The 23,767-nt window shown below is 50.3% G+C and carries 17 protein-coding genes and 1 pseudogene; 14 read left to right on the top strand and 4 right to left on the bottom strand.

Annotated features, from left to right (window positions below; genetic code table 11):
- Positions 1 to 72 precede the first annotated feature (72 nt).
- From TERTU_RS18845 to TERTU_RS22495, 6 genes and pseudogenes are all read left to right on the top strand, one after another.
- Positions 73 to 525, top strand: a complete 453-nt coding sequence (locus tag TERTU_RS18845) for a hypothetical protein (protein WP_015817969.1) — start codon at positions 73 to 75, stop codon at positions 523 to 525.
- A 780-nt stretch (positions 526 to 1,305) separates the two neighbouring features.
- Entirely contained in the window at positions 1,306 to 6,567 is a 5,262-nt protein-coding gene (locus TERTU_RS18840; RefSeq protein WP_015820076.1) for an RHS repeat-associated core domain-containing protein, read from the top strand.
- Entirely contained in the window at positions 6,564 to 7,028 is a 465-nt protein-coding gene (locus tag TERTU_RS18835; RefSeq protein ID WP_015817902.1) for a DUF4304 domain-containing protein, read from the top strand. The genes TERTU_RS18840 and TERTU_RS18835 overlap by 4 nt, the downstream gene beginning before the upstream one ends.
- A 396-nt stretch (positions 7,029 to 7,424) precedes the next feature.
- Positions 7,425 to 7,709, top strand: a pseudogene (locus TERTU_RS18830) (alpha-amylase family glycosyl hydrolase); the annotation flags it as partial.
- 221 nt (positions 7,710 to 7,930) lie between these two features.
- A complete protein-coding gene (locus tag TERTU_RS18825; RefSeq protein ID WP_080516727.1) occupies positions 7,931 to 8,914 on the top strand; it encodes a transposase in 984 nt (327 codons plus the stop codon).
- A gap of 500 nt (positions 8,915 to 9,414) precedes the next feature.
- Positions 9,415 to 9,996, top strand: a complete 582-nt coding sequence (locus TERTU_RS22495) for a PAN domain-containing protein (RefSeq protein ID WP_015820638.1) — start codon at positions 9,415 to 9,417, stop codon at positions 9,994 to 9,996.
- A gap of 242 nt (positions 9,997 to 10,238) precedes the next feature.
- On the opposite strand, the gene TERTU_RS18820 is transcribed toward TERTU_RS22495, so the two are convergent.
- Together TERTU_RS18820 and TERTU_RS18815 are read right to left on the bottom strand one after the other, a co-directional pair.
- Positions 10,239 to 11,099, bottom strand: coding sequence for a rhamnogalacturonan acetylesterase (locus tag TERTU_RS18820; RefSeq protein WP_015817032.1), 861 nt, complete (start codon positions 11,097 to 11,099; stop codon positions 10,239 to 10,241).
- Positions 11,100 to 11,607: 508 nt separating this feature from the next.
- Positions 11,608 to 12,009: a hypothetical protein gene (locus tag TERTU_RS18815; RefSeq protein WP_228378330.1), complete on the bottom strand. Its 402-nt coding sequence runs from the start codon at positions 12,007 to 12,009 to the stop codon at positions 11,608 to 11,610.
- Positions 12,010 to 12,643: 634 nt separating this feature from the next.
- On the opposite strand from TERTU_RS18815, the gene TERTU_RS18810 reads away from it, so the two are divergent.
- Complete coding sequence (locus TERTU_RS18810) at positions 12,644 to 14,296, top strand: hypothetical protein (RefSeq protein WP_015820335.1); 1,653 nt, start codon at positions 12,644 to 12,646, stop codon at positions 14,294 to 14,296.
- Positions 14,297 to 14,384: 88 nt separating this feature from the next.
- On the opposite strand, the gene TERTU_RS18805 is transcribed toward TERTU_RS18810, so the two are convergent.
- Together TERTU_RS18805 and TERTU_RS18800 are read right to left on the bottom strand one after the other, a co-directional pair.
- Positions 14,385 to 15,503, bottom strand: a complete 1,119-nt coding sequence (locus TERTU_RS18805; RefSeq protein WP_015820204.1) for a glycoside hydrolase family 62 protein — start codon at positions 15,501 to 15,503, stop codon at positions 14,385 to 14,387.
- A 156-nt stretch (positions 15,504 to 15,659) separates the two neighbouring features.
- Positions 15,660 to 17,588, bottom strand: a complete 1,929-nt coding sequence (locus TERTU_RS18800; RefSeq protein ID WP_015820793.1) for a sigma 54-interacting transcriptional regulator — start codon at positions 17,586 to 17,588, stop codon at positions 15,660 to 15,662.
- Positions 17,589 to 17,869: 281 nt separating this feature from the next.
- Here TERTU_RS18800 and TERTU_RS18795 point away from each other — a divergent pair, with 281 nt between their 5' ends.
- From TERTU_RS18795 to TERTU_RS18765, 7 genes are read left to right on the top strand one after another with little or no spacing between them, the layout of a single operon-like run.
- Positions 17,870 to 18,352, top strand: a complete 483-nt coding sequence (locus tag TERTU_RS18795; RefSeq protein ID WP_015819606.1) for an MSMEG_0572/Sll0783 family nitrogen starvation response protein — start codon at positions 17,870 to 17,872, stop codon at positions 18,350 to 18,352.
- Between the two features lie 2 nt (positions 18,353 to 18,354).
- Positions 18,355 to 19,404, top strand: a complete 1,050-nt coding sequence (locus tag TERTU_RS18790) for a Nit6803 family nitrilase (protein ID WP_015817984.1) — start codon at positions 18,355 to 18,357, stop codon at positions 19,402 to 19,404.
- Complete coding sequence (locus TERTU_RS18785) at positions 19,401 to 20,573, top strand: MSMEG_0568 family radical SAM protein (RefSeq protein WP_015818453.1); 1,173 nt, start codon at positions 19,401 to 19,403, stop codon at positions 20,571 to 20,573. The genes TERTU_RS18790 and TERTU_RS18785 overlap by 4 nt, the downstream gene beginning before the upstream one ends.
- Positions 20,548 to 21,090 carry an MSMEG_0567/Sll0786 family nitrogen starvation N-acetyltransferase gene (locus TERTU_RS18780; protein ID WP_015816810.1) on the top strand — a complete coding sequence of 181 codons (543 nt, stop codon included), beginning with the start codon at positions 20,548 to 20,550 and terminating at the stop codon, positions 21,088 to 21,090. The genes TERTU_RS18785 and TERTU_RS18780 overlap by 26 nt, the downstream gene beginning before the upstream one ends.
- Before the next feature lie 11 nt (positions 21,091 to 21,101).
- The gene (locus TERTU_RS18775) at positions 21,102 to 22,118 is read left to right on the top strand and encodes a sll0787 family AIR synthase-like protein (RefSeq protein WP_015818266.1); all 1,017 of its coding nucleotides are present in this window, start codon (positions 21,102 to 21,104) and stop codon (positions 22,116 to 22,118) included.
- A 1-nt stretch (position 22,119) separates the two neighbouring features.
- Complete coding sequence (locus TERTU_RS18770) at positions 22,120 to 22,407, top strand: MSMEG_0570 family nitrogen starvation response protein (RefSeq protein ID WP_015819314.1); 288 nt, start codon at positions 22,120 to 22,122, stop codon at positions 22,405 to 22,407.
- Positions 22,408 to 22,427: 20 nt separating this feature from the next.
- The gene (locus TERTU_RS18765) at positions 22,428 to 23,726 is read left to right on the top strand and encodes an MSMEG_0569 family flavin-dependent oxidoreductase (RefSeq protein WP_015820694.1); all 1,299 of its coding nucleotides are present in this window, start codon (positions 22,428 to 22,430) and stop codon (positions 23,724 to 23,726) included.
- Positions 23,727 to 23,767: the final 41 nt, after the last annotated feature.

Genomic DNA, 23,767 nt, shown 5'->3' with positions numbered 1-23,767 from the left:
ACGGAAGTGAACAAAACACAGTCTCGAGATTGATGCCAATTATTTAATATTTGAGTTACATAAGGAAGAAAAATGGAAACAGTAATCGTTACCACAGAGGCAAACGAGGCGCGGAAGCAGGCCGGTAGCTTTGTTGCATTCGGGGCATTGATTGTCGCGACTATAAGTGGCTTGGTTTGGCTCTGGGAGCTGCTTTCAAACTGGCAACAATTAGACACCCCCTATAGCTTTTTTGCCGCCTTTTATTATTTTGTGATCGTGGTACCGCTTAAAACATTTTGGATTGTCTGGACAACGCTCGATCAGCTTGAGTTAACGGAATTTAACAACATGAACCTGACTATATCCGTGTTGGGTGTAGTTGCTTACGCGGTTATCTTCTTTTTAGCCCTTCGCTTCGTCTCCAAAAAAATAAAACACCTCGGCGTTGGCTACCTTCGCCAAATCGGAATCCTGTTGCTGCCTTTGTTGCTGGCCGGGGCATGGTGGCTGTTTATCACCATTGGTAACTGGTTGTTTAGTTAGTTTTTTGTTGTAAACAGTGCTTGGGGGTGGCTCGGGCACTGTTTCTGAGTGGTGAATATTACAGAAAGTCGCCGTGAATCGAAAAATTTAGCTGGTTAGCAGGAGTGGTGAGTTTGGTCGTCTAGCTCTATAAAAGCAGAAATCTCTCAAGCCGATTAAAAAAACAAGGTTTTTATAATTTTATGTCGCTAGACGGACTGCTCGCATGATTTGTAATTTTACCTCCTTTTTTCACTTCAGAAAAAATAAGTATTTGCATGACAATTTTGTATGCTTAGTAACCCTGTGCTTGTACCGCCCATCTGAGATGAATTGATCTGAGCACGCATTTAGTCGCCTATTAAATTGCATAACTTTAGTCCCGCTTAAAAAACAATAGAACACAGTTCTCCATTTCTTTGAACGCTCCGCCCACCTTGTTTTGAAGTTTAGTGCACTGAACTATTGTCATCGTTCGCCAATTACAAAAGCCTGCCGGACCTTTACCAACAAAACCGAATTTGAACTGTAGTGGTGCGAGATGAGTTCTGACGCCACCTTAAGGAGCGGTTCAATATTCTCAACTGCAATATATGTATGCGTAATTTAAACTTTGTGTATGCACTGCGGTATTTCAAACTATTTCATTAGTTTTTGCTAGACGTTAACGTGGATTTGTGCGTCAATTCCTCGGAAGCATGTTTGCTATGTACTTTATTGATTGAGTGATTCGTTGTCGTTGCAGGATTGCAGGGCTATTGGAATATAGGTCGAGTATTAGCGTGACCATTTGGAGTTGTTATGTCAGTGAATAATTTTTTGAGTGTCGTTTTTTGTCTATGTAGCGTTGTTTTTGCAGTGACGGTGAACGCTGCCGTGGATTCTGGGGATGGCGTTACATTCGGTATAGGCGAAGTGGAGCAGATGGTTAAAGATTCCAGAGTCGCCAGAGTAAAAAACGCCTGGGTCGAGGGAGAAAACTATGATTACGCAACTGGAAAAATATCTTTAAGAACCACTGACATATCCATCCCTGGTAATTTTGATATCCCGGTCGAGTTGACGCGAGTACTGCCGACGGATGAAACCTCTGAAACAGGGGGTCCCGGCGGATGGGTTTGGGATATCCCATATATACGCGGTGCAGTGCCATATACGAAACAGCCAGCGCATTATTATGAGTGGGACAATGAGTCATCCTGGTACCACGGTAAAAACTGTACTGGATCTTCAGTACAGTTTAGTTACAACAACAAATACTATTACGGAATAAATCACTTTTGGCAGGGGAAGTATTTACATATTCCTAATACTACTGATGATCTCTTGCTAATAAATTCGGCTGGGCAGCAAGTTACAAAATCAAATTATAAAGTTGTCGAATGTTTGCAAAATCCCAACGGGCAAGAGGGGTTTGTCGTCTTATCGCCCAACGGATTTAAGTACACGTTTAACCAGGTTCGTACTTACTATAATAGGGCAAACGACATTGGTAAATTCGTGGGGCCAGCAAAAACTCGTCTCATTATGGCGACGCGTATAGAGGATCGATTTGGTAACTATGTGACCTACAACTACGACAGCTATGGCGAGATGAAATCGATTATTGCCTCGGATGGGCGGCGCATCGATATTGAGTATGATCAAATCGGTAGTGAGGATTTTGTGGGGCTATCCGGCCGCAGAGCCGTCAAAGCTACCGCGAACGGGCGCGAATGGATATATGAGCACGGAGATGGTGGCTATTGGTTAACAAAAGCGATATTGCCGGACCAAACAAGTTGGAAGTATCACAAAGATTTGTATCATCTTATTCCTGATAGTGACTCGATTAAAGCGAGTAATCGCTACGAGGGTAGATTTATTTGTGAAGACTGGGGAAATAACTCTGAAATTAAAAGTACCTACTTTTTAACGCCTGAGGGATATAAAGTTAAATACGGATTCAAGGCCGTATATCACGGAAGAACCAACGTTTATATCGGGTTGAATGAGTTGATAGATCCGTTTTATATGACGCCGCCGATACCATGGGTTGCAACGGACATCAATTGCACGATTACGGGGTCATTGGTTGAGCGTGAAGTAAGTGGTCCTGGGGTGGAAACAGCAGTATGGGAATATGAATATTCAGAAAATCCCGGCGAATACTGGGATTTTTCTAGTTGGGATATAGATGATTATGACGATGGAGAAGTCAACCAAATGAATATCCCCAAACCAGAACCAATTAGAGCTTCATATGGGGAGTTGCCGCCTATAATCACAAATCCGTTGAACTATCGGTCTGTGAAAATCACGGGTCCGAAAAAAATTGAAATTTCATATGTTGATCGACGGTTTGAATCAATAACTGAAAACCAGGTAATCGCGGTAGATGTTTTCGATAAAGATAGCGAGGTGTTGCTAAAACGATCAGAGTTTACCTACAAAAAAATTGGTGAAGAGGTCGGGAAACTAGCTAACGATAATTATCACAAGAATCGAAACAAGCTCTACTATCGAATAAGACCGGAATTGGCAAAAGAATCCTACTATTATGATGATGGTGAAGATGTCTTTAACCAAAAGTATTCGTATTTTGATGAATTTGGTTTCTTGAAAATATCAGAAGTATCCAATAATTTCAGCGACTGGAAGGAATATCAGAAATATACGTATACTAACGACGAAAATTTGTGGGTTCTTGGTTTGCCCCATGAAAAATTTGTCTCGGACGATGGGGTCTCGTATTCGGAAGTTGACAAGATAGAGTACTATTCTGCGACCTCATCTTACCCTTTGCTTCCATATCAAGTTTATTTGAACGGCAGTGCTCAAAAGAAGTATGTAAAATATCACGCTAATGGGCTGGCTTACCGAGTAGAGCAGAATGGTACCTGGACGGACTATTCAGACTATAAAAGAGGTGTTGCGCAAACGATAACGAAGCCAATGAGTGAGGGCAGTGGTTTCAAGTACCAGTACACAACTGTTGATGATAACGGTTGGCAAAAAAAAATTTCAGACTTTGAAGGTAACTGTGCCGACCTTGACTATAACGGTGTGGGTAAAATTAGAAAAATAGACTATTGCGATTCTAAGTGGCACGACATAAATATCAGTTACCAGCATACCGTTTCATCAGAGGGTTTTGTTGATGTTGAAGCGGGTATGGAAAAGATTACCACGCAAAGAGGAGATCTGTTCGAAGTTGCTTACTACAATGCAGTTGGTAAAGAGGTGTTTAATTATTCGCTTGACTCCACCTTTCCTTCCGATAAACGTTATAAAAGAAAAGCCTATGATTATCTGGGTCGTACAACATTTGCAGGGCGCGAGGCCAACAGCTCTAACTCCTTAGGTGGTGTCACTTATGAATATGACGCCCTAGGTAGGTTACTAAATACAAAAGATACGGACTTTAACTATGTAACAAAAAACACTTACGCAAGTGGAAATAAAATAACGCATAAAAATGGTCGAGGTCAGCCAACGACCACTAGTTATCTAAGATTGGTGTCAGGAGAGCCAGGCTTACCCTCGGAAATTGAAAATCCTGACTTTGTAACAACTTCGATTATTTACAACAGGTTCGGCTTAGCAGAAGAAATAACGCAAGCTGGGGTGACAGAATATAGATCGTACGACGATCATCAGCGCCTCTGTAAAACCAGTAGGATTGATGTAGGTGCAAAGCTCTATGAATATCAAGTAAACAATTTGCTCAGTTGGGAAGCGAGCGTTGGCTACCATGATACAGCCCCGAAAGGTTGCGACTATTCTGTTTCAAGCGAAAACAAAATTCGATACTACTATGACAATCTTGGAAATATATCGAAAAAAAGCTTCGGGAATGGGAGTTCAGTAATAAGCTATGGATACGATAAGAATAGCAGGGTAAAAGTTAGTTCACTTACCCCTGGGCCAACGCGTAAATACAAATACACTTCGTTGGGAGCTGTCGAGCAGGAGATATTAAATATCGAAGGTAGTGAGATATCGTTAGACTATAATATCGATGCCTACGGATATATAGAGGCTATCACATACCCTGACGGAACCAAATACAACTATGCTCCTGACGCTCGCGGCGGTGTAAGGGCAATTACAAGTGTATTTGACGGTCGATTAAATACAGCGGATAAAATTATTTCCGAGGTTAGCTATAGCGCAAATGGAGATTTGAGATCACTAATATTTGGGAATGGTATTGCTAGAACGATAGTGCGGGATGAGCTGTTTCGCCCGAAGAGTATCACAGATAAAAACGGCGGTACAACAAATGTTAACCTAAATTACACCTATGATGCGAATAGTAACGTACGTAGCATTATCGACCCTGTTATGCCGGCCTACAGTATTTACAGTATGACTTACGATCCTATGGATCGATTTTTAACTGCGTTATCGAGCTCTTCGGCATACGGATCAATGTCCGTACTATATGACGATTTAGGTAATATAAAAAGTTATAGCAACAGCCGGCGCTCGCTTAGTTATGAGTATGGCCAAAATACTAACCGGCTGGAGCGTGTTAGCTCAAACGTACCATTTAATGATAGTAGTTTGGATAAATCATTTTTATACGATGAAAAAGGAAATACAACATCGAGTGGTGATCTGACTTTAGAGTATAATTTACAGAATCGAGTAATACGCGCAGGTGAGGAGTATTACGAGTATGACGCTAACGGAATGCGATTTAAAAAAATAAGTGGAGGCATAACCACCTATTACTTATACGGTATCAACGGGAAACTTTTGTACGAAACTAGCGGTGAATGGCAGTCAAATTATATATATCTGGGCAATGCCTTAGTTTCAAAGGTAACCAGAAAGCTCTCTCCGCTTTACCGCATCCAAAATTATTGGGCTCGCGATTGGTTTCTCAACATGGAAAATCAGGGTGTAGAGGCTGGCCCGATATTGCCAGGCTGGAATTCTGCACTGTGGAGTGTGCATGGCTATAGCGTAGGCAGTTCATTTGGCTATTATTTTAAAAATTATCATCGGAGTCAGTCGACACTTTGCTCGATAGGTAGCGATGTCAATGCGTGTTTCGGCACAATGCCTGAAAGTATTTGGGATAATGTGGAGCCCGTTGAAGGGCTTCAAGACACAGTTTATGGTGGCCATGTTTTCCGGCTAAAAAAATCAAGCGATCCGTATGCAGCGCTCAATGTGGAAAATGGTTTGCGCTATTCATATGCCCCATCCGGGTGGTGGAGTGCGTTTTGGATTTTTCAGGAAGTGGATAAATCTACAACTTACATTCATGGCGATCTTTTGGGGTCTGTTGTCGCGAGAAGTAATGAGTCGGGCGACATTATTAGTCGGCATCACTACATGCCTTTTGGTGAGGCCTTGGATCTTCCTTTGGAGTCTGAGCTAGGTTACACTGGACATTTATATGATGCTGATACGGGGCTAAATTATGCTGGCGCTCGGTATTATGATCCAGTTATTGGTCGGTTTTTGTCGAATGATCCTGTAGACTTTTTGGGCCATCTGCAAAGAGGGAATAGTCCAGCGCATGGCTTTAACCGCTATGCCTATGTAAATAATAACCCTTATAAATATAATGATCCTGATGGGGAATTTATTCAGGTTCTAGTGGGTGCCGCGATTGGTGCTGCAATGGATGCGGCAATTCAGTACGCCGTAACCGGCGAGGTGGATCTGGGAGAGGTTGCCGTTGCAGCTGCTGCCGGCGCGGCTGGCGTAGGTATAGCTAAAAATATAGGAAAAGCTGCTCGGCTTTTTAGTAAGGGACGGAAAGGGAAGGAGGTTACAGAGAGTGGACTGCGAGGCGCACAGAATCCGAAAGTAGCAGAGGCAGCTGCAAAAGGCCGTCAAATGCACAAGGATTACGATTATGGTCCCGGCTTTGAAAAGGAAGTTACTTTGCCAAGTGGAAAACGAGCTGATGCCGTTAACTGGGAAACGCGCGAAGTCGTCGAGTTAAAACCAAATAATCCAAATGCTATTCGTCGTGGTGAAAAACAAGTCGAAGGTTATCGCCAAGAACTGCAATGCACCACGGGCGAATGTTGGACTAGTAGAGTGGAGACTTATGAATGATGGTGGACTCAAAGTTGATAAAAGAGGCGCTTGGTGCGCCTCTCAAAGATGCAGGTTTCAAGAAGAAGTCGGACAGTTGGTATTGGGCTAACGACGAGGTTGTTTTACTGGTTGATCTCCAGAAATCTCAATACGGTGACCAATACTATGTGAATGGTGGTGTTGCTTTGAAATCGTTGGGGGCGGCCGAGTTTCCTAAAGAGCATCATTGCCACATTCGCTTTCGATTGACCGCTGTTGTTTCTGAAGAAGAGAGTAAACAAATTGAATCGGTATTCGACTTGGAAAACAAGTCATTGTCCGATCAGCGGCGTAAAGAGAAAGTATCAAGGCTGGTCAGGGATGTTGCGCTACCTATCCTTCAAGGTTGTTCGTCCGAGAGCGGTATAGCTGAAACCGTCAAAAGTGGAAGGCTTGCAAAAGCGATGGTTCACAAACAGGTTAAAGACTTGGCTTGTTGATTACTTTCATAAGCTGAAAATACCTCACACAAGCCCCGCATGCGGGGCTTGTCGTATCTGCGCAAGACGATGTAAGCAGGTCTATCTGGAAGCGGTTTTTCCCATGACCTTTGTCATGTTAGCTTTCTTCACTAAACTGTCCATCATTACGATCAGCGCCTCCTGGTCTTCGTCCGGAAGGTCGTCACACTACTGGCATAATTGCCGCAGTTCGTAGTTTCTGAGCTTCAGTTCTGGTGATGGCTCTTTGCCAGTAAATAGGACATCCAAACTATTGACAGATCTTTTAGATCGTCCTAACACCAGCAACCATCACCACAAGTAAACAAACCCAAGTCTGTTTCGATGAAACCCCCATTCTAACACTGCTATGTGCGGTGTGTGCGGCGGGCGTATTTGTGTGGGGAGGATTTTTCTACGGGTGAGAGCTATGATCACCGCAAGCAATGGATTGTTTCCCGCCTTAAATTCCTGTCATATATTTACGCTATTGATATCTGTGCCTACGCGGTCATGAGCAATCATTACCACCTGGTGTTGCATGTGGATAAAAGCCGTGCAGAAAGCTGGTCGCGTACCGAGGTTGTTGAGCGGTGGATGCAGCTCTATAAAGGCGATATGTTAGTGAGTCGCTGGTTAAAAGCGCCTGCAGCCTTGGACGAGGCGCAGCGTGATGCCGTCTAGATAAAAAGGACGCTGTCTGATAAAAAGTGAGGGATAAAGTGAGGATAAAGGGGATAAAAGTGGGGATAAAAGTGGGGATAAAAGGACATCCAATCTATTGACATACCTTCTAAATTTTCCTAATATCAGCAACCATGACCACAAGTAGAGAAAACCAAGTCTGCCTCGATGAAACTCCGTTTTACCACTGCTATGTACGGTGTGTGCGGCGGGCGTATTTGTGTGGGGAGGATTTTTCTACCGGTGAGAGCTATGATCATCGTAAACAATGGATTGTTTCCCGCCTTAAATTCCTGTCATATATTTACGCTATTGATATCTGTGCCTACGCGGTAATGAGCAACCATTACCACGTGGTGTTGCATGTGGATAAAAGCCGCGCGCAGAGCTGGTCGCGTACCGAGGTTGTTGAGCGGTGGATGCAGCTTTATAAAGGCGATATGTTGGTGAGCCGCTGGTTAAAAGCGCCTGCAACATTAGACGAAGCGCAGCGCGATGCCGTCTATTTAAAAATCGAAACCTGGCGCGAGCGGCTGTTTGATATTGGCTGGTTTATGCGTGGCGTAAACGAAACTATTGCGCGTATGGCCAATGCAGAAGAAAACTGTAAAGGCCGTTTTTGGGAAGGCCGATATAAAAGTCAGGCGCTGTTGGACGAGGCAGCATTACTCAGTTGTATGGCCTATGTAGATTTAAATCCGGTCCGCGCAGGAATGGAAGAAAGCCTGGATGCCAGTGATTTTACGTCCATTCAGCAGCGTTTAGCTGAGTTTACCAGCAAAAAACGGCAACTTAAAAAACATCCGGAACTGGCCGAGCGCACCGAAAAACAAGCGCGCTTAAAAGCGGATTTAAAATTGGATAAACAGCCTGAAGCGCCGCTGATGGTTTTCGATGGTTCTAGCTATACGGATATTCATGTGGCTCTGCCTTTTACCGAGCATGATTATTTACGCCTAGTAGATGAAACCGGCCGGGTTTTACGCGCAGACAAGCGCGGTGCCATCCCCGATACCATAAAACCCATTATCGAGCGTTTTGGCATAGACCCGAAAAACTGGCTGGAACATGTGCAGAATTTCTCCCGCCGCTACGGCCGCTGTGCCGGACATGTTGTGCGCATGCGCGCGTATGTGGAGCGCTATGGCTTACGTGCTGCGAAAGGGGTGGGCAGTTCCAGAGTGGCTTATCGCGTAGCGTAATTAATGTTTGCCGGCGGGGAACCTGATTTTTATTTATTTTAAGCCTCGCGCAAATATAACCTGTCAAAAAGGCCCTATCGTCAATTTTTCTGCCACATCGTTAAGTTCCCGCTAAAAAACTCACCTGTTACAGGAAACGCTCTACTTCGATTTAGTTCGCCTGTTCGTGATTATTTCGATCACTACCAAATACCCGCCGCGATATTTCATTTTATTCTGAAGCGCTGTCAAGAATAGTGACTTATTTCATTGTTCGTATACAGGAAAATTGTTTTTAGTTTTGGGTGCGAATTATTTTTCGAGTGTTTTGCGTCTTTGGAATTATTGTAATGCCATTCGCTTGGAGGATTCGTTGCTGTTTGATGTGTTCGATAATTTTAAAACTATGTGCTGATAGCATGATACTGCAGCTTAGCGTAGGCGTAATTCACGTCGCGCGAAGCGTGCCGGAGCCGCTTTTGGTTCTGAACTTGTGATCCATCAAATCATGGGAGTGTCGAATGAAACGTTTACGTAAAACAGTGGTGCACCATGTTATTGGAAGTCTCGTCCTTGGATTGTTCGCGTGCTGTTCTGGCGCTTACGCGCAATATTATGAATTTCCGGTTTTAAATACTATGGGCAATACCGATCTGCCGGGGAACGATATACAGCACTACGTCCTACCCTCGTCGTATGTAGGTAATATAGATTTAAGGGAGGGTATGTGTCAGGGCCATTGTGCGCGCAATTCTAATTGTGCGTCTTATACCTATGTAAAACCCAATGTGATAGACGCTTATCCTCATTGCTATTTAAAAAATACCATTCCGGCAGCCTACTCAAATAGCTGCTGTAACTCTGGAAGTTTTTTTGAGGCGGACACCGATCGGGCTGGCGCAGATTATCGGAGCTTTAATTCCAATCAGCCTAGGGTTTGTATGGATGCCTGCATGGATGAAAGTCAGTGCCGTGCCTGGACCTGGGTAAAGCCGGGAATCCAGGCTGCATCTGGTGTGTGTTGGCTTAAAACTCAATGGGGCTCCGCAAGCCCAAATACCTGCTGTACATCTGGGCGGGTTGAGAAAGGAATCCTTCACTAATCGCTCTGCAAATGGTTCGCTCCGGTCGTATTTGGATGTTGGCCAGGGCGAATTTACGTTTAGCCGTTAAAAAAAACGGGGGCGTCCCTTTTAGGTTAAATGCCGCGTAAGGCAATATGTAGCTTGTTTAACATTATTAACGTTGTAATGTAAGCCTTAGATGTATTAAAAATTCACACATTTACGCCATTTCCGGGAGGGCGCGCGATTAAATAGATAGGATCATCTAGATAATCGCCAGATTAATCGTAAGACAGTCTCAGATGTTTCGGGTCTGGTTCACGTAGTCGTTTTGCAATTGGATGATTTATACGTTTTAGCTCGGCCAGTACCAGTTGAGCAACTTCACGGGCGCCGAGTTGATTGAAGTGGGTGTTGTCCCGCACGCCGTTGGGGTAGTTGGGGTGAACGGCGGGCCGTATATGCATAAAGCGTAAGGCAGAGCCGGCGTCGCCGAGTGCTTGGAAATATTCGCGGGTAATGGTATCCATATCGATAAAAATAAGTGAATCATCGGCAGCGGCAATTTTTCTCGCCAGCGGTGAGTACTTGTGGGTCTCTTTAATATTTCCATTTTTGTCGAAATAGCGCCGTGTCACCGGCGTCATCAATAGAGGCTCAGCAGCCTTGTTGCGCACATCGTTTATAAAACGGCGCAGGTTATCCTGATATTGCGCGGGCGTAGTGTAGCGATCCGGTTTATTGTTGCTTTCGTCGTTGTGGCCAAACTGAAAAATGACAAAATCACCAGGTTGCAGTGCACTCATTAACTTAGCCCAACGCCCTTCTTCAATAAATGTGCGCGTGCTGCGGCCATTTTTCGCGTAGTTGATTACCGTGGTAGCGTCGTTAAAAAAAGTTGCAAACGGCACTCCCCAGCCAGTTTCTGGGTAATCTTTGGGATCTTTGATCGCCATAGTCGAGTCGCCAGCCATATGGATGGTCACTTTGTGGGGGGCAATCGCGGGTTGCAGTTTATCGGCTGCTTGGTTTGCATAGACCGGGCTGTAGGCTAAAACTGTGACTAACGCAGTTAGCAGACCCTGCTGAAACGTACTGATAAGGCGTTTTGTTGTTGATAAAAGTTTGATAGTAAGTGGCATAGCTACATCGTCGCTCTGTTAATTATGTTTATTGACTATCACAACGGCTATTCCAACGATAACCAAGGCCTGCGAAGCGTGCAAGGGTGTATGTCCAAAAAAAGCCCGCCCAAAAAACATTGCCTCAGTAGGCCGGGTGGCTTTTTTGTCATGCGGGATTCAGGTGTTTGTGATTAGCGTGTGGGGCGGAGGTGTTTTACGTGGTTTTAATGTCACTTTTTTCAGCGTAGCTCGCTGAATAAGCTGGGGAATACTGCATTATTTCGATGCTGGTTGTTATCGCTGGTACAAACCGGGAAATTGTTTAAATCTAAACTGAAGAGAAGTGTTCGTGATAAGATAGATTCAATTATTTTTCGTAGCGAGACTAAATGGCTTTGTTTATACACGACGTTTCTAGCCTAAGATAAGAGATCAATATAAAACGCCGCAGAAATTTAGTTCTCATCACTGTCGGGATAGATACGGAGAACCCCCCGCTCTGTTGCACAGGGCAGGGGGAGAAGTACTAGCGTATGATTTTTCTGTGGCCGAGGGCCAAACCAAGCAGGATCAAAACCCACATACTAGTGCTACCGCCACCACCTGACGTTCCACTCGCGTCGGTGGGTGCAGGCGGTGATGTTGGTGCGGTTGTTGGTTCCTCGCTAGGTGTGGTTGAAGGCACCACAGTTGGCTCGGCCGTAGGCGCGGTCGAGGGTTCTACAGAAGGCAACGGCGTTGGCGCTGAAGTAGGTTCGGGTGAAGGTTCTTCTGTCGGCTCAACGGGCGTCTCGATAGTAAGAACCGAGTCTTCGGAATCCGACAGTGCGGGTTCGCCAGAGTCGGTCACGGTTACTTTAAAGGCATAGTCGCCGTCTTGCAGATTATTGGGATCAAAGCTGAAACTTGCCTGGTCGGCCGCGATCACCAGCCCCAAATCAGATAGCTCCCAATTAATTGTATGCGTGTCGTCCCCGTTCGGGTCTGTGACGATTGCCGAGACAGTGACATCACCGAGTGTCGAATTGACGATATCGATGGGTACGTCCTGTTGCGTGATTTCGATAGTTTCCTATAGCGTATGCGTTAACCTGAAGTTTTTGTTGAACGTGTGGTTGGAAAAACGGAGAGTATATTAGAGCGCCGTTTTAGACTGTTGATTTAGGAAAATGGCTTTTCTATTGCCGACTTAATATTTATGCAGGTATTTGCTGGGCGAAATAGATATGGTGTTAGGTTCGCTAGCGTGGTCGTACGGTTTATGACGCGTCTGGTTTTTGCTCCGCGGCTTTTTTAAGTGCGTTTTTAGAATGGAGTACGTCTTTAGATAATAGAGTGGCTTTGGATAAAAGAATGACTTTAGATTAGAGTGTGCATTTTAGCATCCGCCAAATGCTCGATGTGTCAGTGATATATTCACACTTTGGTTGTGATTTTAATCGCCAGCCTTTTACCCAAAAACTAAACCCTTGTTACAGGTTTGGTGAGGTTTTAGAATTCATTGCGCCCACTGTGGGCGAGTTGCTTGGATTACTGATAATTCTTACACGGAAAATAACAAGATGAAGAATAAATACCTAAGACAGTTATTGGGAAGGGGAGCGGGTATTGCCAGTGCATTATTGGCGATAAGTACTTACACCTACGCGCAAGCCGGCGGCGAAGCCGATATTCAGTTCACTTTCGATACGCCGGATTCTATTGAGAGTTGGGAGCTGGTATATGCGAGCGAAACCGCTGCAGGGGCGGATAAAGTTTTTGATAACGGCAGCTTGTCGTTTATTCCCGACTGGCAGCAGGCCTTCGAATATATGGGGTACGCCACGGATCTCGGTGGTACCTATGATTTTTCAACCGCATTAATTACCGCAGATGTGAAATATTCTGATGTGTATTATGCGGAAAATGAAGAGGGTTTTACCGAGTTTTTGGCTGGCGGCACCGTTATTATGCTGGATGATAACGGTCGCATGGCAATGGGCCAATTTTGGGGAGCCTGGGGCGGTGAGCCGAATACGTTTACCACCCACACCTATCTAGACGGCGCGTCCACGACGACCTATGTTCAGGAGGGGTTTGACCTCACTCACGTTGCTAAACTGGGCTTTAATCTGCTGTCTGAGGGGGAGCTGCCTGAGGTTCCAGGTGCAATTACCTACGACAATATTCGTGTGCGACTTGCGGGCTCTCCGCCTCCGCAGCCGGCACCGCCGCTCGTTGATTTTCGGCTGAATCAATCCAATTGGATCGAAAATATTGGTGGCGCAACAAGCACCTATTGGGATGAATCCACTGGCTTGGCGTATCGCAATATTTACTACGATGACACCGACTCCTGGTCTACCGATGAGTCCATCAAGCATGACTTTATATGGCATCCCGATTTAATCGGTGGGCGGATGACGTTTGGGCTAACGCTGCCTGTAGAATTTGCGGATTATGCCGAAGGTTTACGTGTTGAGTTGCTCGACGCCGCTGGCAGAGTGGCTGTATTGACTGAGTTGGATGCAGCAGGAATAACGTTTGGCAGCCGCATGGACTTCGATTACCCGAAGTTCAATCGCAGTGCTTTCTTGCGGACGGATGAGAATTTCAATCTCGCGAATGTACAAGGGTTTTTAATAACCATCGGACTTCCAGCTGAGCCGCTGTTGCTCAATGGTACCTTGGAACTTGCGGACGTTAATGTTCAAGTGGATGCGAGAAAGCCACGTAATTTGGAGAATCCGCGGACGGTTGGCAAATTATCACCTAAAGATTTGCAGTTAAGTCTGTATTTTAGCGAATGGTTCGACGGTTACGAGTGGATATTCCATCGGGAAATGTCGAAACGCGCGCTGCTGATCACGCAAGAATGGCAAGCCGCAGAGGAGCGTTTATCGGTTGGGTTCTTTTGGCATTACGCGACCAGGAATATTAAAAATACTGTATTAACTCAGCGGGTTTATTTACCCGCGGAAGCGATAAACAGTGGGGTGACATTGAGCTTTGAATTTAGTGATGCGACTAATTGGCAGTCTTTTTCGGTGCCTGCAGGCAATATCACGCCGAGCTCAGAGCCCGGCTGGCAGGACATAGAGTTTGATACAGCGGAACTCGAGGGTTTGGTGGATTTAACAATTATCGATAGTTTTGCCCTTAATATTTATCGTGGAGATGCCATTGGAAATGTCGGCACATTTAGAATTGAACCGCCTCTTTTTACACAAAAATAGAATACCAACGGGTAGCGATCAGTTTTATTAACGGCATCCAGGTCGTTGTTGCTAGCGTGGCTAACTCCACGCTAGCAAACCTTTCTCTCTATTTCTGTTTCAACACCCCAATATGGTAAGGCCGCTCGCCGTAGTTGCCGTTAAAACCATTCAAGTCCACGCCCTGATACAGCATTTGCATATTGCATGGGTCGAGTACCATTTTTTCGTCGTAGCCGTCGCGAATCATTTCGCCGTGGCTTATTTGGTGGGACCAGGCGGGGCCGTTAAAGGTGGTATTTTCTGGGCCTGCGAAGGGCGCACTTTCGTCTGTGTGATGGGCGATCCAGGGGCCGTCCAGGCTGGTGGATAGCCATGAGCGGTAAAGGCGGCGACTCTCTGTTTCGCCCCAGCCTTCCACTTGCAATAGGTAGTAGTCGGAATTTTTTATTTTATAAATATTGCCCGCTTCAAAAACAATATTGGTGGGCCCGGAATCTTCAATGTCGGCCACTTTAAATGTGCCCGGGTCGAAATTTGGGAAGTTATCCACAGGCGTACTCATGTAATACATTTTGCCGTCGTCTTTAAAGTAATACATGTAACAATCGGCGTCGTTACAGATCACCCAAAAATCCAGTGAATTGCCTTTGTAGGCGCCTTTGGAGCCTTCCGGCAGGGTTACGCGCGGAATCCAACCGTTTACATCTTCGATATTCTGGTTGGTGGTATAAGAGGCGGGCCACTGGGTGAACATGTACCAGGTTTTTTGCGGAGTGAAGTAAAACACCTGCGGTGCGACCGCTGAGCTGCCGGTGTTGCCGGGCGAAAAAGGCTGGTAGTTGGTGGTTGCCTGGGCATCCAGGTTATCCAGCGTTATTTGCATGGATTTCCAATTGCCATCATTGATGGTGGCAAAAATATGGTACTGGTTGTTGTAGTACACCACGGTGGGGTCTTTAACTGCGAAGTCGCCCTCTTTCGGGCTGATCAGTGGTCCGGCAGACGTCCAGCTCAAGGGGGCTGCCGTGTTATTGCCGCAGGCGAGTGGGTCTGTTTGCGCAGCGTTTGCCTGTGCACTGTGTGCAGTATGGGTTGAGCTTGTTTGGCTGCCGCAGGCTGTCAGCGTCAGCGCGCCAGCGACAAATGTGAGGGGTAAAATAGCGCGCAGGGCATTGTGTTTTGTGGGCGTGCGCTGGGAGCGTTTATTGTTGGTTCGAGCTAGCATTACATCACCTTATGGTTTGCGCTTTCGTCCGTGTTTGCACGTTTGTTATTCATTTTTATGGGGTGATGACTGTAGCAAGCCCCTGCCGTACACGCCAGTAGGGATCGGCAAGAGCGCGTTTTTATATCGGCCTTTAAGGCGGCTGATTTGTACAAGCTAACGCGATGGCTTTAATCCCATTCGTTTAATGCGTGAGGCGAGGGTGGTGGGTTTCATACCCAGGAGTGCCGCGGCACCGTCGCTGCCGAACAATTTCCAGCCGCTTTTTTCCAATGCGGCCAGCATGTTGTGTTTTACCAGTGCCTGCATATCGTCATCGCTTAGAATTTCCGTTTCCGTAATACTCTCGGTATTCAGCGCGGGTAGTGTGGGTTGTGCGTTGTCTTGATGATTGTGCTGGGGCAGGTCCAGATTGAGCCTTCCTGCGCGCGAGGTAATTACTGCGCGTTCCAGCACATTTTGCAATTCACGCACATTGCCGGGCCAGGCATAGTCGCGCAGTTGTTTGAGATCGCGCTGGGTGAGTTTGCATTGTTGGCGCGGGAATTTATGGCACAGCTGTTCCAGGTAATGGGCTGCGAGCAGGCCGATGTCTTCGCGCCGGTCGCGCAAGGGCACCGCTTGAATGGGGAATACGTTTAAGCGAAAGTAGAGGTCCTCGCGGAAGCGGCCCTGATCGGCTTCGGCTTTCAGGTCGCGATTGGTGGCAGCAATTATGCGCACGTCCACTTCGCGGGTTTTTTCTTCGCCCACCCGTTCCAGTTGCCCTTCCTGTAATACGCGCAAAAGTTTGCTTTGCAGTTCCAGCGGGATTTCCCCCACCTCATCTAAAAACAAGGTGCCGCCGTTGGCCAGCTCAAAGCGGCCGATGCGGTCGCGCAGGGCGCCGGTGAACGCGCCTTTGATGTGGCCGAAGAATTCGCTCTCAAACAGCTCGTGGGCGATGGCTGCGCAGTTCACCCGGATCATGGGTTTGTCGGCGCGGCGGCTGGCCTGGTGAATGGCCTGCGCAATTAATTCTTTGCCGGTGCCGGACTCGCCGTAAACCAGCACGTTGGCTTCGGTTTGTGCCACCAGTTCTATTTGTTGTTTGATGCGTTTAATACCGGCGCCTTCGCCAATAATGCCGTGGTAGTTTCGCTCGATCAGATATTCCTGTTGCAGATACGCGTTTTCATCCTCCAGGCGGGCTTTCAGTTCGCTGAGTTCGCGCAGTGCGTTTTCCAGTTGGCGCTGAGTTTCGATGCGCTCGCTGATATCGCGAAACACCACCACCGCGCCAATGATAGTGCTGTTGGCGATGATCGGCGTAGAGGTGAACTCCACTGGGAAGGGGGTGCCGTCGTGCTTCCAGAACACCTCCTGGCGACCTTCGTGGACAATGCCATCGCGAATGGCAGCATAGATCGGGCATTCCTCTACCGGGTAGTGGCTGCCGTCTTCGTGGGTGTGGTGGTGTACATAGTGGATATTCTGGCCGAGCACGTCGCTGTCGGTGCGCCCCAGCAGGCGTTTGGCCGCCGGGTTGATAAAGGTGCACAGGCCGTGGGTGTCGACACAGTAAATACCGTCGCCCACGGAGGTGAGCATCAGCAGGTTTTCGCGCTCGCCCTGGCGAAACACCGATTCCAGGTGTTTCCATTCGAGCAGGCCGTTGCGCACCAGGCGGTCGGCTTCGGCTTTGTTGCGGCTCAGTTCGTCGTTCGAAATGCTGCGCAGAGTCACCACCAGGTATTCCCGTTTTTTCAACACCGCGCGCGCGGCGTGCAGCTCGGCAGCCATGTAGCTGCCGTCTTTCAGTTTGCAGCCAATCCGGTTGCTCCACGAGCGCCCCTGGGTCATAGCCTGCTCGGTAAACACAATGAGCTGGCCCAGCTCTTTGCCGTGGATGGCGGAGATGGGCAGGCGCAGGATTTCTGCGCGACCATAGCCCAGCAGCTGGCAGGCGGCGATATTGCAGTCGATATAGCGGTTTTCCAGCGGGTCGAGCAGCATGATGGCTTCCGCGCACTGCTCGAACGCGGTGTTGCGCATCCAGTAGGCAAGTTTCTGCCATTCATCGTTGTAGTCGGGGCTGTCGACCATCGGGGTTGTCTCTTGTGGCGGCTAAGTATTCACCCAGAATACTACGCAAAAGCGTAAGTAAAAACTACGTAAATGCGTAGAAGTATGCAAATGCGTTGCTTGTTATTGCCCGGCTAAATGTAGGGATATTTTGTTGTTCAATTCGTAACGTGTTGATAAATATAAAAAATAAATAAATTTTACGCGCCAGATACGCATTTGGTACGGCCGTCGCTATAGGCATGTGGACGTTGCGCACAATCGTGCGAACCCCTAAAACAACACATTATGAGGACCTCCCTATGCCCACAGTCGAACGCGCACTTCATCAGGACGGCGATTTTTTAGTGGATTACGAAGAAAAAGTGTTTGAAGACGTTCAGGCCGAGCCCGGCGCCAAAGCACTGATTACTTTCCACACGGTTGCCTTCGAGGGTTCCATCGGCCTGGTGAACCTGTTGCAGGCAAAGCGCCTGTTGCGCAAGGGCTTTGAAACCAAGATTCTGCTCTACGGGCCCGGCGTACAACTGGGTGTGCAGCGAGGTTTCCCCACCCTGGGTGCAGAGGCCTTCCCTGGTCACTTGGCGTGTAACAATCAATTAAAAGCCTTTATGGCGGAAGGTGGTGAAGTCTACGCCTGCCGGTTTGCGTTGCAGGCGCTCTACGGCCAGACAGAAAAAGCCCTGATTGAAGGTATTCGCCCCATTAACCCGCTGGACGTAATGGACCTGCAATTGTTAATGGCGAAGGAAAATGCCTTTGTCGTTCACACCTGGACGATGTAAGCATGCCGTCTGTTATTGCCGCCGCAGTGCAGTGCAGCCCGGTGCTTTATTCGCGCCAGGGCACTGTGGATAAAATCTGTGACTGGATCGACCGGCTGGGTCGCGATGGTGTGGAGCTGGTTGTGTTTGGCGAAACGCTGGTGCCTTACTACCCCTACTTTTCGTTTGTGCAGGCGCCCTGCGCCATGGGCAAACAGCACATGCTGCTGATGGAGGAAGCGGTGGTGGTGCCATCGGCGGCAACCCGGCAACTGGCGGCGGCCGCCAAGCGTGCGGGTATGGTGGTCTCGGTCGGCGTCAACGAGCGGGATGGCGGTTCGGTATACAACGCGCAACTGCTGTTCGATGCTAACGGGGAGTTGGTGCAACACCGCCGCAAGATCACGCCCACCTTTCATGAGCGCATGGTGTGGGGGCAGGGCGACGGCTCTGGTCTGGCGGCGGCCAACACGGCCGTTGGTCGGGTCGGTTCGCTGGCCTGCTGGGAACACTACAACCCGCTGGCGCGCTACGCACTGATGGCGGATGGGGAGCAGATTCACGTAAGTATGTTCCCCGGCTCGCTGGTTGGCGAAATATTCGCGGAGCAGATCGCCGTCACCATTCGCCACCACGCGCTGGAGTCCGGGTGTTTCGTGGTGAATGCCACCGGCTGGCTCAGCCCGCAGCAGCAACAGCAGATAGTCGCCGACACCGGCGGCGCGCTGGCGGCGATCAGTGGCGGTTGCTATACCGCCATCGTGTCGCCGGAGGGGCGCTTGCTGGGCGAGCCGCTCACTACCGAATCCGGCGAGGGCGCCTGCATCGCCGAACTGGACTTTTCTCTCATCGACAAACGCAAGCGGATGATGGACAGCGTAGGCCACTACGCGCGCCCGGAACTGTTGAGTTTGCTGGTTAACAAAGCCCCCGCACATCCCACCCGGCCAATGGCTGACTTGCCTTCTGGCGGCGCCGGTGCAGGTTTCAGCCTGCCGGACACGGCACCGTCGGCGGCCGAGTCGGCGGGCCAGGCTGTGCGGGTGCCCGTACCCGAGGAGACTGCATCGTGATATCACCCCAACTACTCACTCGCATTCAGGCCCAGGGCGTGCGCTGGGGCGGCGCCGGGCTCGGTCTCAACCGCACCGGCGGCGCTGGCCCGACGGATCACAAAGCGCTGGATTTTGGCAGCCAGACCAGCATGGTGCCGGTATTTGAGCAGCCACAGGTGGAACTCCAAACCGAGGCTAAGCCGGTAGCCCGTTCGCCGTTTCGGGCGGAACCGCAAAGCGACGCCCAGGTGTTAATTTTTGAGGACGATAAACCCGTTGCACGGGTGCAGGCGCCTGCGCGACCGCGGTTTTACGATCTCACCACGGCGGATGGCGTGCCCTACTGGAAAATCGCCACCCTGCACAGCAAAGACGTGCTGGCGACCACCGTGCTGCAAACCTGCGTGCGCTACCGCAACCGCGAAACATCCTGTCAGTTCTGCGCAATTGAAGAATCGCTCGCGGCCGGTAAAACCATCGCCCACAAAACCCCGCAGCAGTTGGCGGAGGTTGCGCGCGCGGCGGTAACGCTGGATGGAGTGCAGCAGATGATTCTCACCACCGGAACGCCGAAAGGCGGAGATCGCGGTGCGGCGGTGCTGGAAGCGTCGGCGCGGGCGATCAAGGCGGCAGTGGACATTCCCCTTCAGGCCCAGTGTGAACCGCCGGATGACGATAGCTGGTTTCAACGCCTGAAAGACGCGGGTGTGGATGCGTTGGGCATGCACCTGGAGGCGGTGAGCGACCGGGTGCGCAAGCAGATTATGCCGGGCAAGGCGAGCGTGCCGCTGAGCCGTTATCTGGCCGCCTACGATGCCGCCGTCGCGGTCTTTGGTGCTGGAAACGTAAGCACTTACATACTTGCTGGACTGGGTGATACCGAAGAAGAGATTCTGACGTTCAGTCTCGACCTTGTTGCGCGCGGCGTCTATCCGTTTGTAGTGCCGTTTGTGCCGGTGGCCGGTACGCCGCTCGAAAATGCGCCCATGGCAGACCCGGCAATGCTCGACCGGATTTTTCAAACCCTTGGCCCGGCACTTCGCGCGCGGGGAATTGCGTCGGATTCGCTCTCTGCCGGTTGTGCCAAGTGCGGTGCCTGTTCGGCACTGAAAAGCTATGAGTCCCAAAACCAGGAATCGGAAAACCAGGAGGAGCAGGCAGATGCCAAAGCTGCAGTATGCGTTTGATGAACAAAGCTTTCACAGTTTTCGCTCGCACCATATCCAGGTGAAGGTCGCGGAAGGGTCCTGGGAGAAGCAGGCGTATTTCGCTCTGCGCCGCGCGGTATTTGCGCGCGAGCAGCGGTTGTTGCCCGACAATGAGCAGGACGGACAGGATTTCCGTGCGATTCCCATCGTCGCGCTGGCCGCGAGCTGGGGCATGACTGACGACCTGGTTGGCGCGGTGCGTATTTATCAGGAGGACGACGGCTCCGGGGACAGTCTCTGGTTTGGCGGCCGTCTCTGCGTGGCGCGGGCTTATCGCGGCCATGCGGCGATTGGCAAGGCGCTGATCAACGAAGCGGTGTCGCGTGCAATCGATCTCGGTTGTACCCGGTTTCTGGCCAATGTGCAGCCGCAAAATGAAAGTTATTTTCACTCGGTGCACTGGCGCACCTGCGGCGAATTAACCCTCGCTGGCAAGCACCACGTGCGGATGGAGGCGAACCTTGCGGCCTATCCTTTTATGGCGCGCACCTGCTAGAGGCAATCCCGATGAATACCTCCTCTTGTGTTGCCGCTGGGCACGATGCTCAGTCGGCGCTCCTCAATCTTTGTGACACCCTGCGCGGCCTGCCGGAGATCACCGCCAAGCGCGCGATCCAGCTGGCGGCGACGCAAGCGCAGGAAATCGCACCAGTGCCGCTGACGCTCACCCAGCGCTATGCCCTGCCCGGCGATGATTGCGCGGCATTTGCGGTGGCAGACGGTTACCAACTGCTGGCGATGGAAGGCATGTTGCCGGACTTTGTCCTTACCGACCCGCGCGCCGCGGGCTGGTCGTCGGTGATGGTGAACATCAGCGATATCGCCGCGATGGGTGGCCGCCCGACGGCGGTCGTGAACGCCTATTGGCATGCGGACAGTGCACAGGCTGGCGAATTGCTGAGCCACATGAAACGGGCGTGCGATGTATTTGGCGTAACCTTCGCGGGCGGCCACAGCAGCCTGCGAGAGGACTACAGGCCCCACCTGGCGGTGGCGATTATGGGCGAGGCGCGGCGCCTGCTGTCGAGCTATCACGTGGCGGCCGGGCAGCGCTTGTTTATGCTCACTGACCTCACTGGCAGCTGGCACGGCAACCTGCCCTACTGGGGATGCGTGGGCGGTAAAACGCCCGAGCAGATTCGGGCCCAGTGGGCGGTGCCCGCGGAACTGGCAGAGGCGGGGCTGGCGGTGGCCGCCAAAGATATTAGCAACGGCGGCGTGCTCGGTACCCTGATTATGATGCTCGAACTCACCGGGTGTGGCGCGACCCTGGATTTGAGCGCCATTCCGCGCCCGCCGGGCGATCTCCTGCGCTGGCTGCGGGCATTCCAAAGCTATGGCTTTTTGCTGGCGGTGGAACCCGACAAGGTGTCCGGCCTGCTCAACTATTTTCGTGCCAGCCATCTCACCTGTAGCCCGGTTGGGGAAATCACCGACAGCGGCACCATCGTGCTGGACGATGCGGGCGCGACCTGCGAATTCTGGAATCTTCAACAACAACCTTTAACCGGACTGGGGGTGTGATATGCCGGCCGTTTATTTTGATGTTGCCTGGCCCGATGGCGACTGTCAGACCTACTACTCGCCGTCCACGGTGATCCACCAGGCCTTTGAGGCTGGCGATGAATATCCGCTGGAGGACTTCGCGGCCCGGGTGAACAGTGCGCTGGAGCTGGCGTCTGCCCGGGTGCAGGCCAAATACGGTTTCGCTTGCAGTGCGGCGGCCGACGAACAACTGAAAATTAACCATAAAATTGTCGCCTTGCGCGAGCAGGGGGCCGCGGGCGCGGTGACTCTGCTGGCGTTTCGCTGAGCGCGGGGCTGGAGAAGCGAATGAATACAACATCGGTCCATAGCAAAACACACCCGCGCGACGCGGCCTATCCGGTCATTATTATCGGCGCAGGGCAGGCCGGGCTGGCGATGAGCTACTGGTTGCAGCAGCGGGATATCGACCATTTGATACTGGAAAAAGCGGCGACCTTCGCCGACGGCTGGCAAAGCCAGCGCTGGGATGCCTTTTGCCTGGTTACGCCGAACTGGCAGTGCCAGTTACCCGGTTACCCCTACCCTGGGGACGACCCCAATGGGTTTATGGTGAAAGACGAAATTGTCGCCTACCTGCAGGGCTATTTTGATTTCCTCAAGCCGCCGGTGGCGTTTTCCTCACCGGTCACGAATGTAGTGAAAACCGGTACAGGGTTTCAGGTAGACACACCCTCGCAGACCTACACGGCGGATCAGGTGGTGGTGGCCTGTGGCGCTTATCACACGCCGTTTACCTTGCCCTGCGCGGCGAAAATGCCCGCTACGATCACCCATGTGCACACGCGGGATTACAAAAACCCGGACCAGTTGCCGCCGGGCGATGTGTTGGTGGTGGGTACCGGGCAGTCCGGATGCCAGATCGCGGAGGATTTACACCTGGCAGGTCGCAAGGTGCACCTGTGTGTCGGCCAGGCGCCGCGGGTCAACCGCCGTTACCGCGGCCAGGATGTGGTGAAGTGGCTGGATGATATGGGCTACTACCACACCACGATCGATCAGCACCCTGAAGGAAAAAACGCGCCGAAAGCGACCAACCACTATGTCACCGGGCGCGACGGCGGGCGCGATCTGAATCTGCGCATCTTCGCCGAGCAGGGCATGCAGTTGTATGGTCGCTTGCAGGATGCTGACCAGAACGGGCTCAGTTTTCACGATGACCTGCACCAGAATCTCGATTATGCCGATGAGGTGGCGCGGCGGATTACCGACTCCATCGAAAAATATATCCAGGAAAACGGTATTGTCGCTCCGGCAGACGACAACCTGCACAGTGAATATGCGCCGCCGGTAAAAACGCGGCTGGATTTTAAGGCGGCGAATATCACCTCGGTGGTGTGGGCCACGGGTTTTAAAACCGACTACCACTGGTTGCGCCTGCCAGCGTTTGACGGCAGCGGCACACCCATGCAAAAGCGCGGTGTTTCGCCAGTGCAGGGGCTCTATTTTCTCGGTTTGAACTGGATGCACACCTGGGGTTCCGGGCGGTTTTACCACGTGGGGCAGGATGCGGAATTCTTGAGCAAGCAGATTCGGCAGCAACGGGAAATGGCGCAGGGTGAGGCAACAATGAGTGAAGCGGTTTAACGCCGTTGCGTTTTCGAAACACGCGTTTTGGCTGAGCCTTT

The organism is Teredinibacter turnerae T7901 (assembly GCF_000023025.1).
Taxonomy (GTDB): Bacteria; Pseudomonadota; Gammaproteobacteria; order Pseudomonadales; family Cellvibrionaceae; genus Teredinibacter; species Teredinibacter turnerae_B.
Note: the sequence above shows the minus strand (reverse complement) of the source record. Positions and strands in the feature narration are given on the sequence as shown.

What these genes read in the sequence shown, in the direction of transcription:
- TERTU_RS18835 (WP_015817902.1), top strand. Translation starts at nt 6,564, where the DNA reads ATGATGGTGGACTCAAAGTTGATAAAAGAGGCGCTTGGTGCGCCTCTC.
- TERTU_RS18780 (WP_015816810.1), top strand. Translation starts at nt 20,548, where the DNA reads ATGCCAAAGCTGCAGTATGCGTTTGATGAACAAAGCTTTCACAGTTTT.
- TERTU_RS18800 (WP_015820793.1), bottom strand. Translation starts at nt 17,588, where the DNA reads ATGGTCGACAGCCCCGACTACAACGATGAATGGCAGAAACTTGCCTAC.
- TERTU_RS18795 (WP_015819606.1), top strand. Translation starts at nt 17,870, where the DNA reads ATGCCCACAGTCGAACGCGCACTTCATCAGGACGGCGATTTTTTAGTG.
- TERTU_RS18790 (WP_015817984.1), top strand. Translation starts at nt 18,355, where the DNA reads ATGCCGTCTGTTATTGCCGCCGCAGTGCAGTGCAGCCCGGTGCTTTAT.
- TERTU_RS18805 (WP_015820204.1), bottom strand. Translation starts at nt 15,503, where the DNA reads ATGCTAGCTCGAACCAACAATAAACGCTCCCAGCGCACGCCCACAAAA.
- TERTU_RS18810 (WP_015820335.1), top strand. Translation starts at nt 12,644, where the DNA reads ATGAAGAATAAATACCTAAGACAGTTATTGGGAAGGGGAGCGGGTATT.
- TERTU_RS18820 (WP_015817032.1), bottom strand. Translation starts at nt 11,099, where the DNA reads ATGCCACTTACTATCAAACTTTTATCAACAACAAAACGCCTTATCAGT.
- TERTU_RS18775 (WP_015818266.1), top strand. Translation starts at nt 21,102, where the DNA reads ATGAATACCTCCTCTTGTGTTGCCGCTGGGCACGATGCTCAGTCGGCG.
- TERTU_RS18765 (WP_015820694.1), top strand. Translation starts at nt 22,428, where the DNA reads ATGAATACAACATCGGTCCATAGCAAAACACACCCGCGCGACGCGGCC.
- TERTU_RS18840 (WP_015820076.1), top strand. Translation starts at nt 1,306, where the DNA reads ATGTCAGTGAATAATTTTTTGAGTGTCGTTTTTTGTCTATGTAGCGTT.
- TERTU_RS22495 (WP_015820638.1), top strand. Translation starts at nt 9,415, where the DNA reads ATGAAACGTTTACGTAAAACAGTGGTGCACCATGTTATTGGAAGTCTC.
- TERTU_RS18845 (WP_015817969.1), top strand. Translation starts at nt 73, where the DNA reads ATGGAAACAGTAATCGTTACCACAGAGGCAAACGAGGCGCGGAAGCAG.
- TERTU_RS18770 (WP_015819314.1), top strand. Translation starts at nt 22,120, where the DNA reads ATGCCGGCCGTTTATTTTGATGTTGCCTGGCCCGATGGCGACTGTCAG.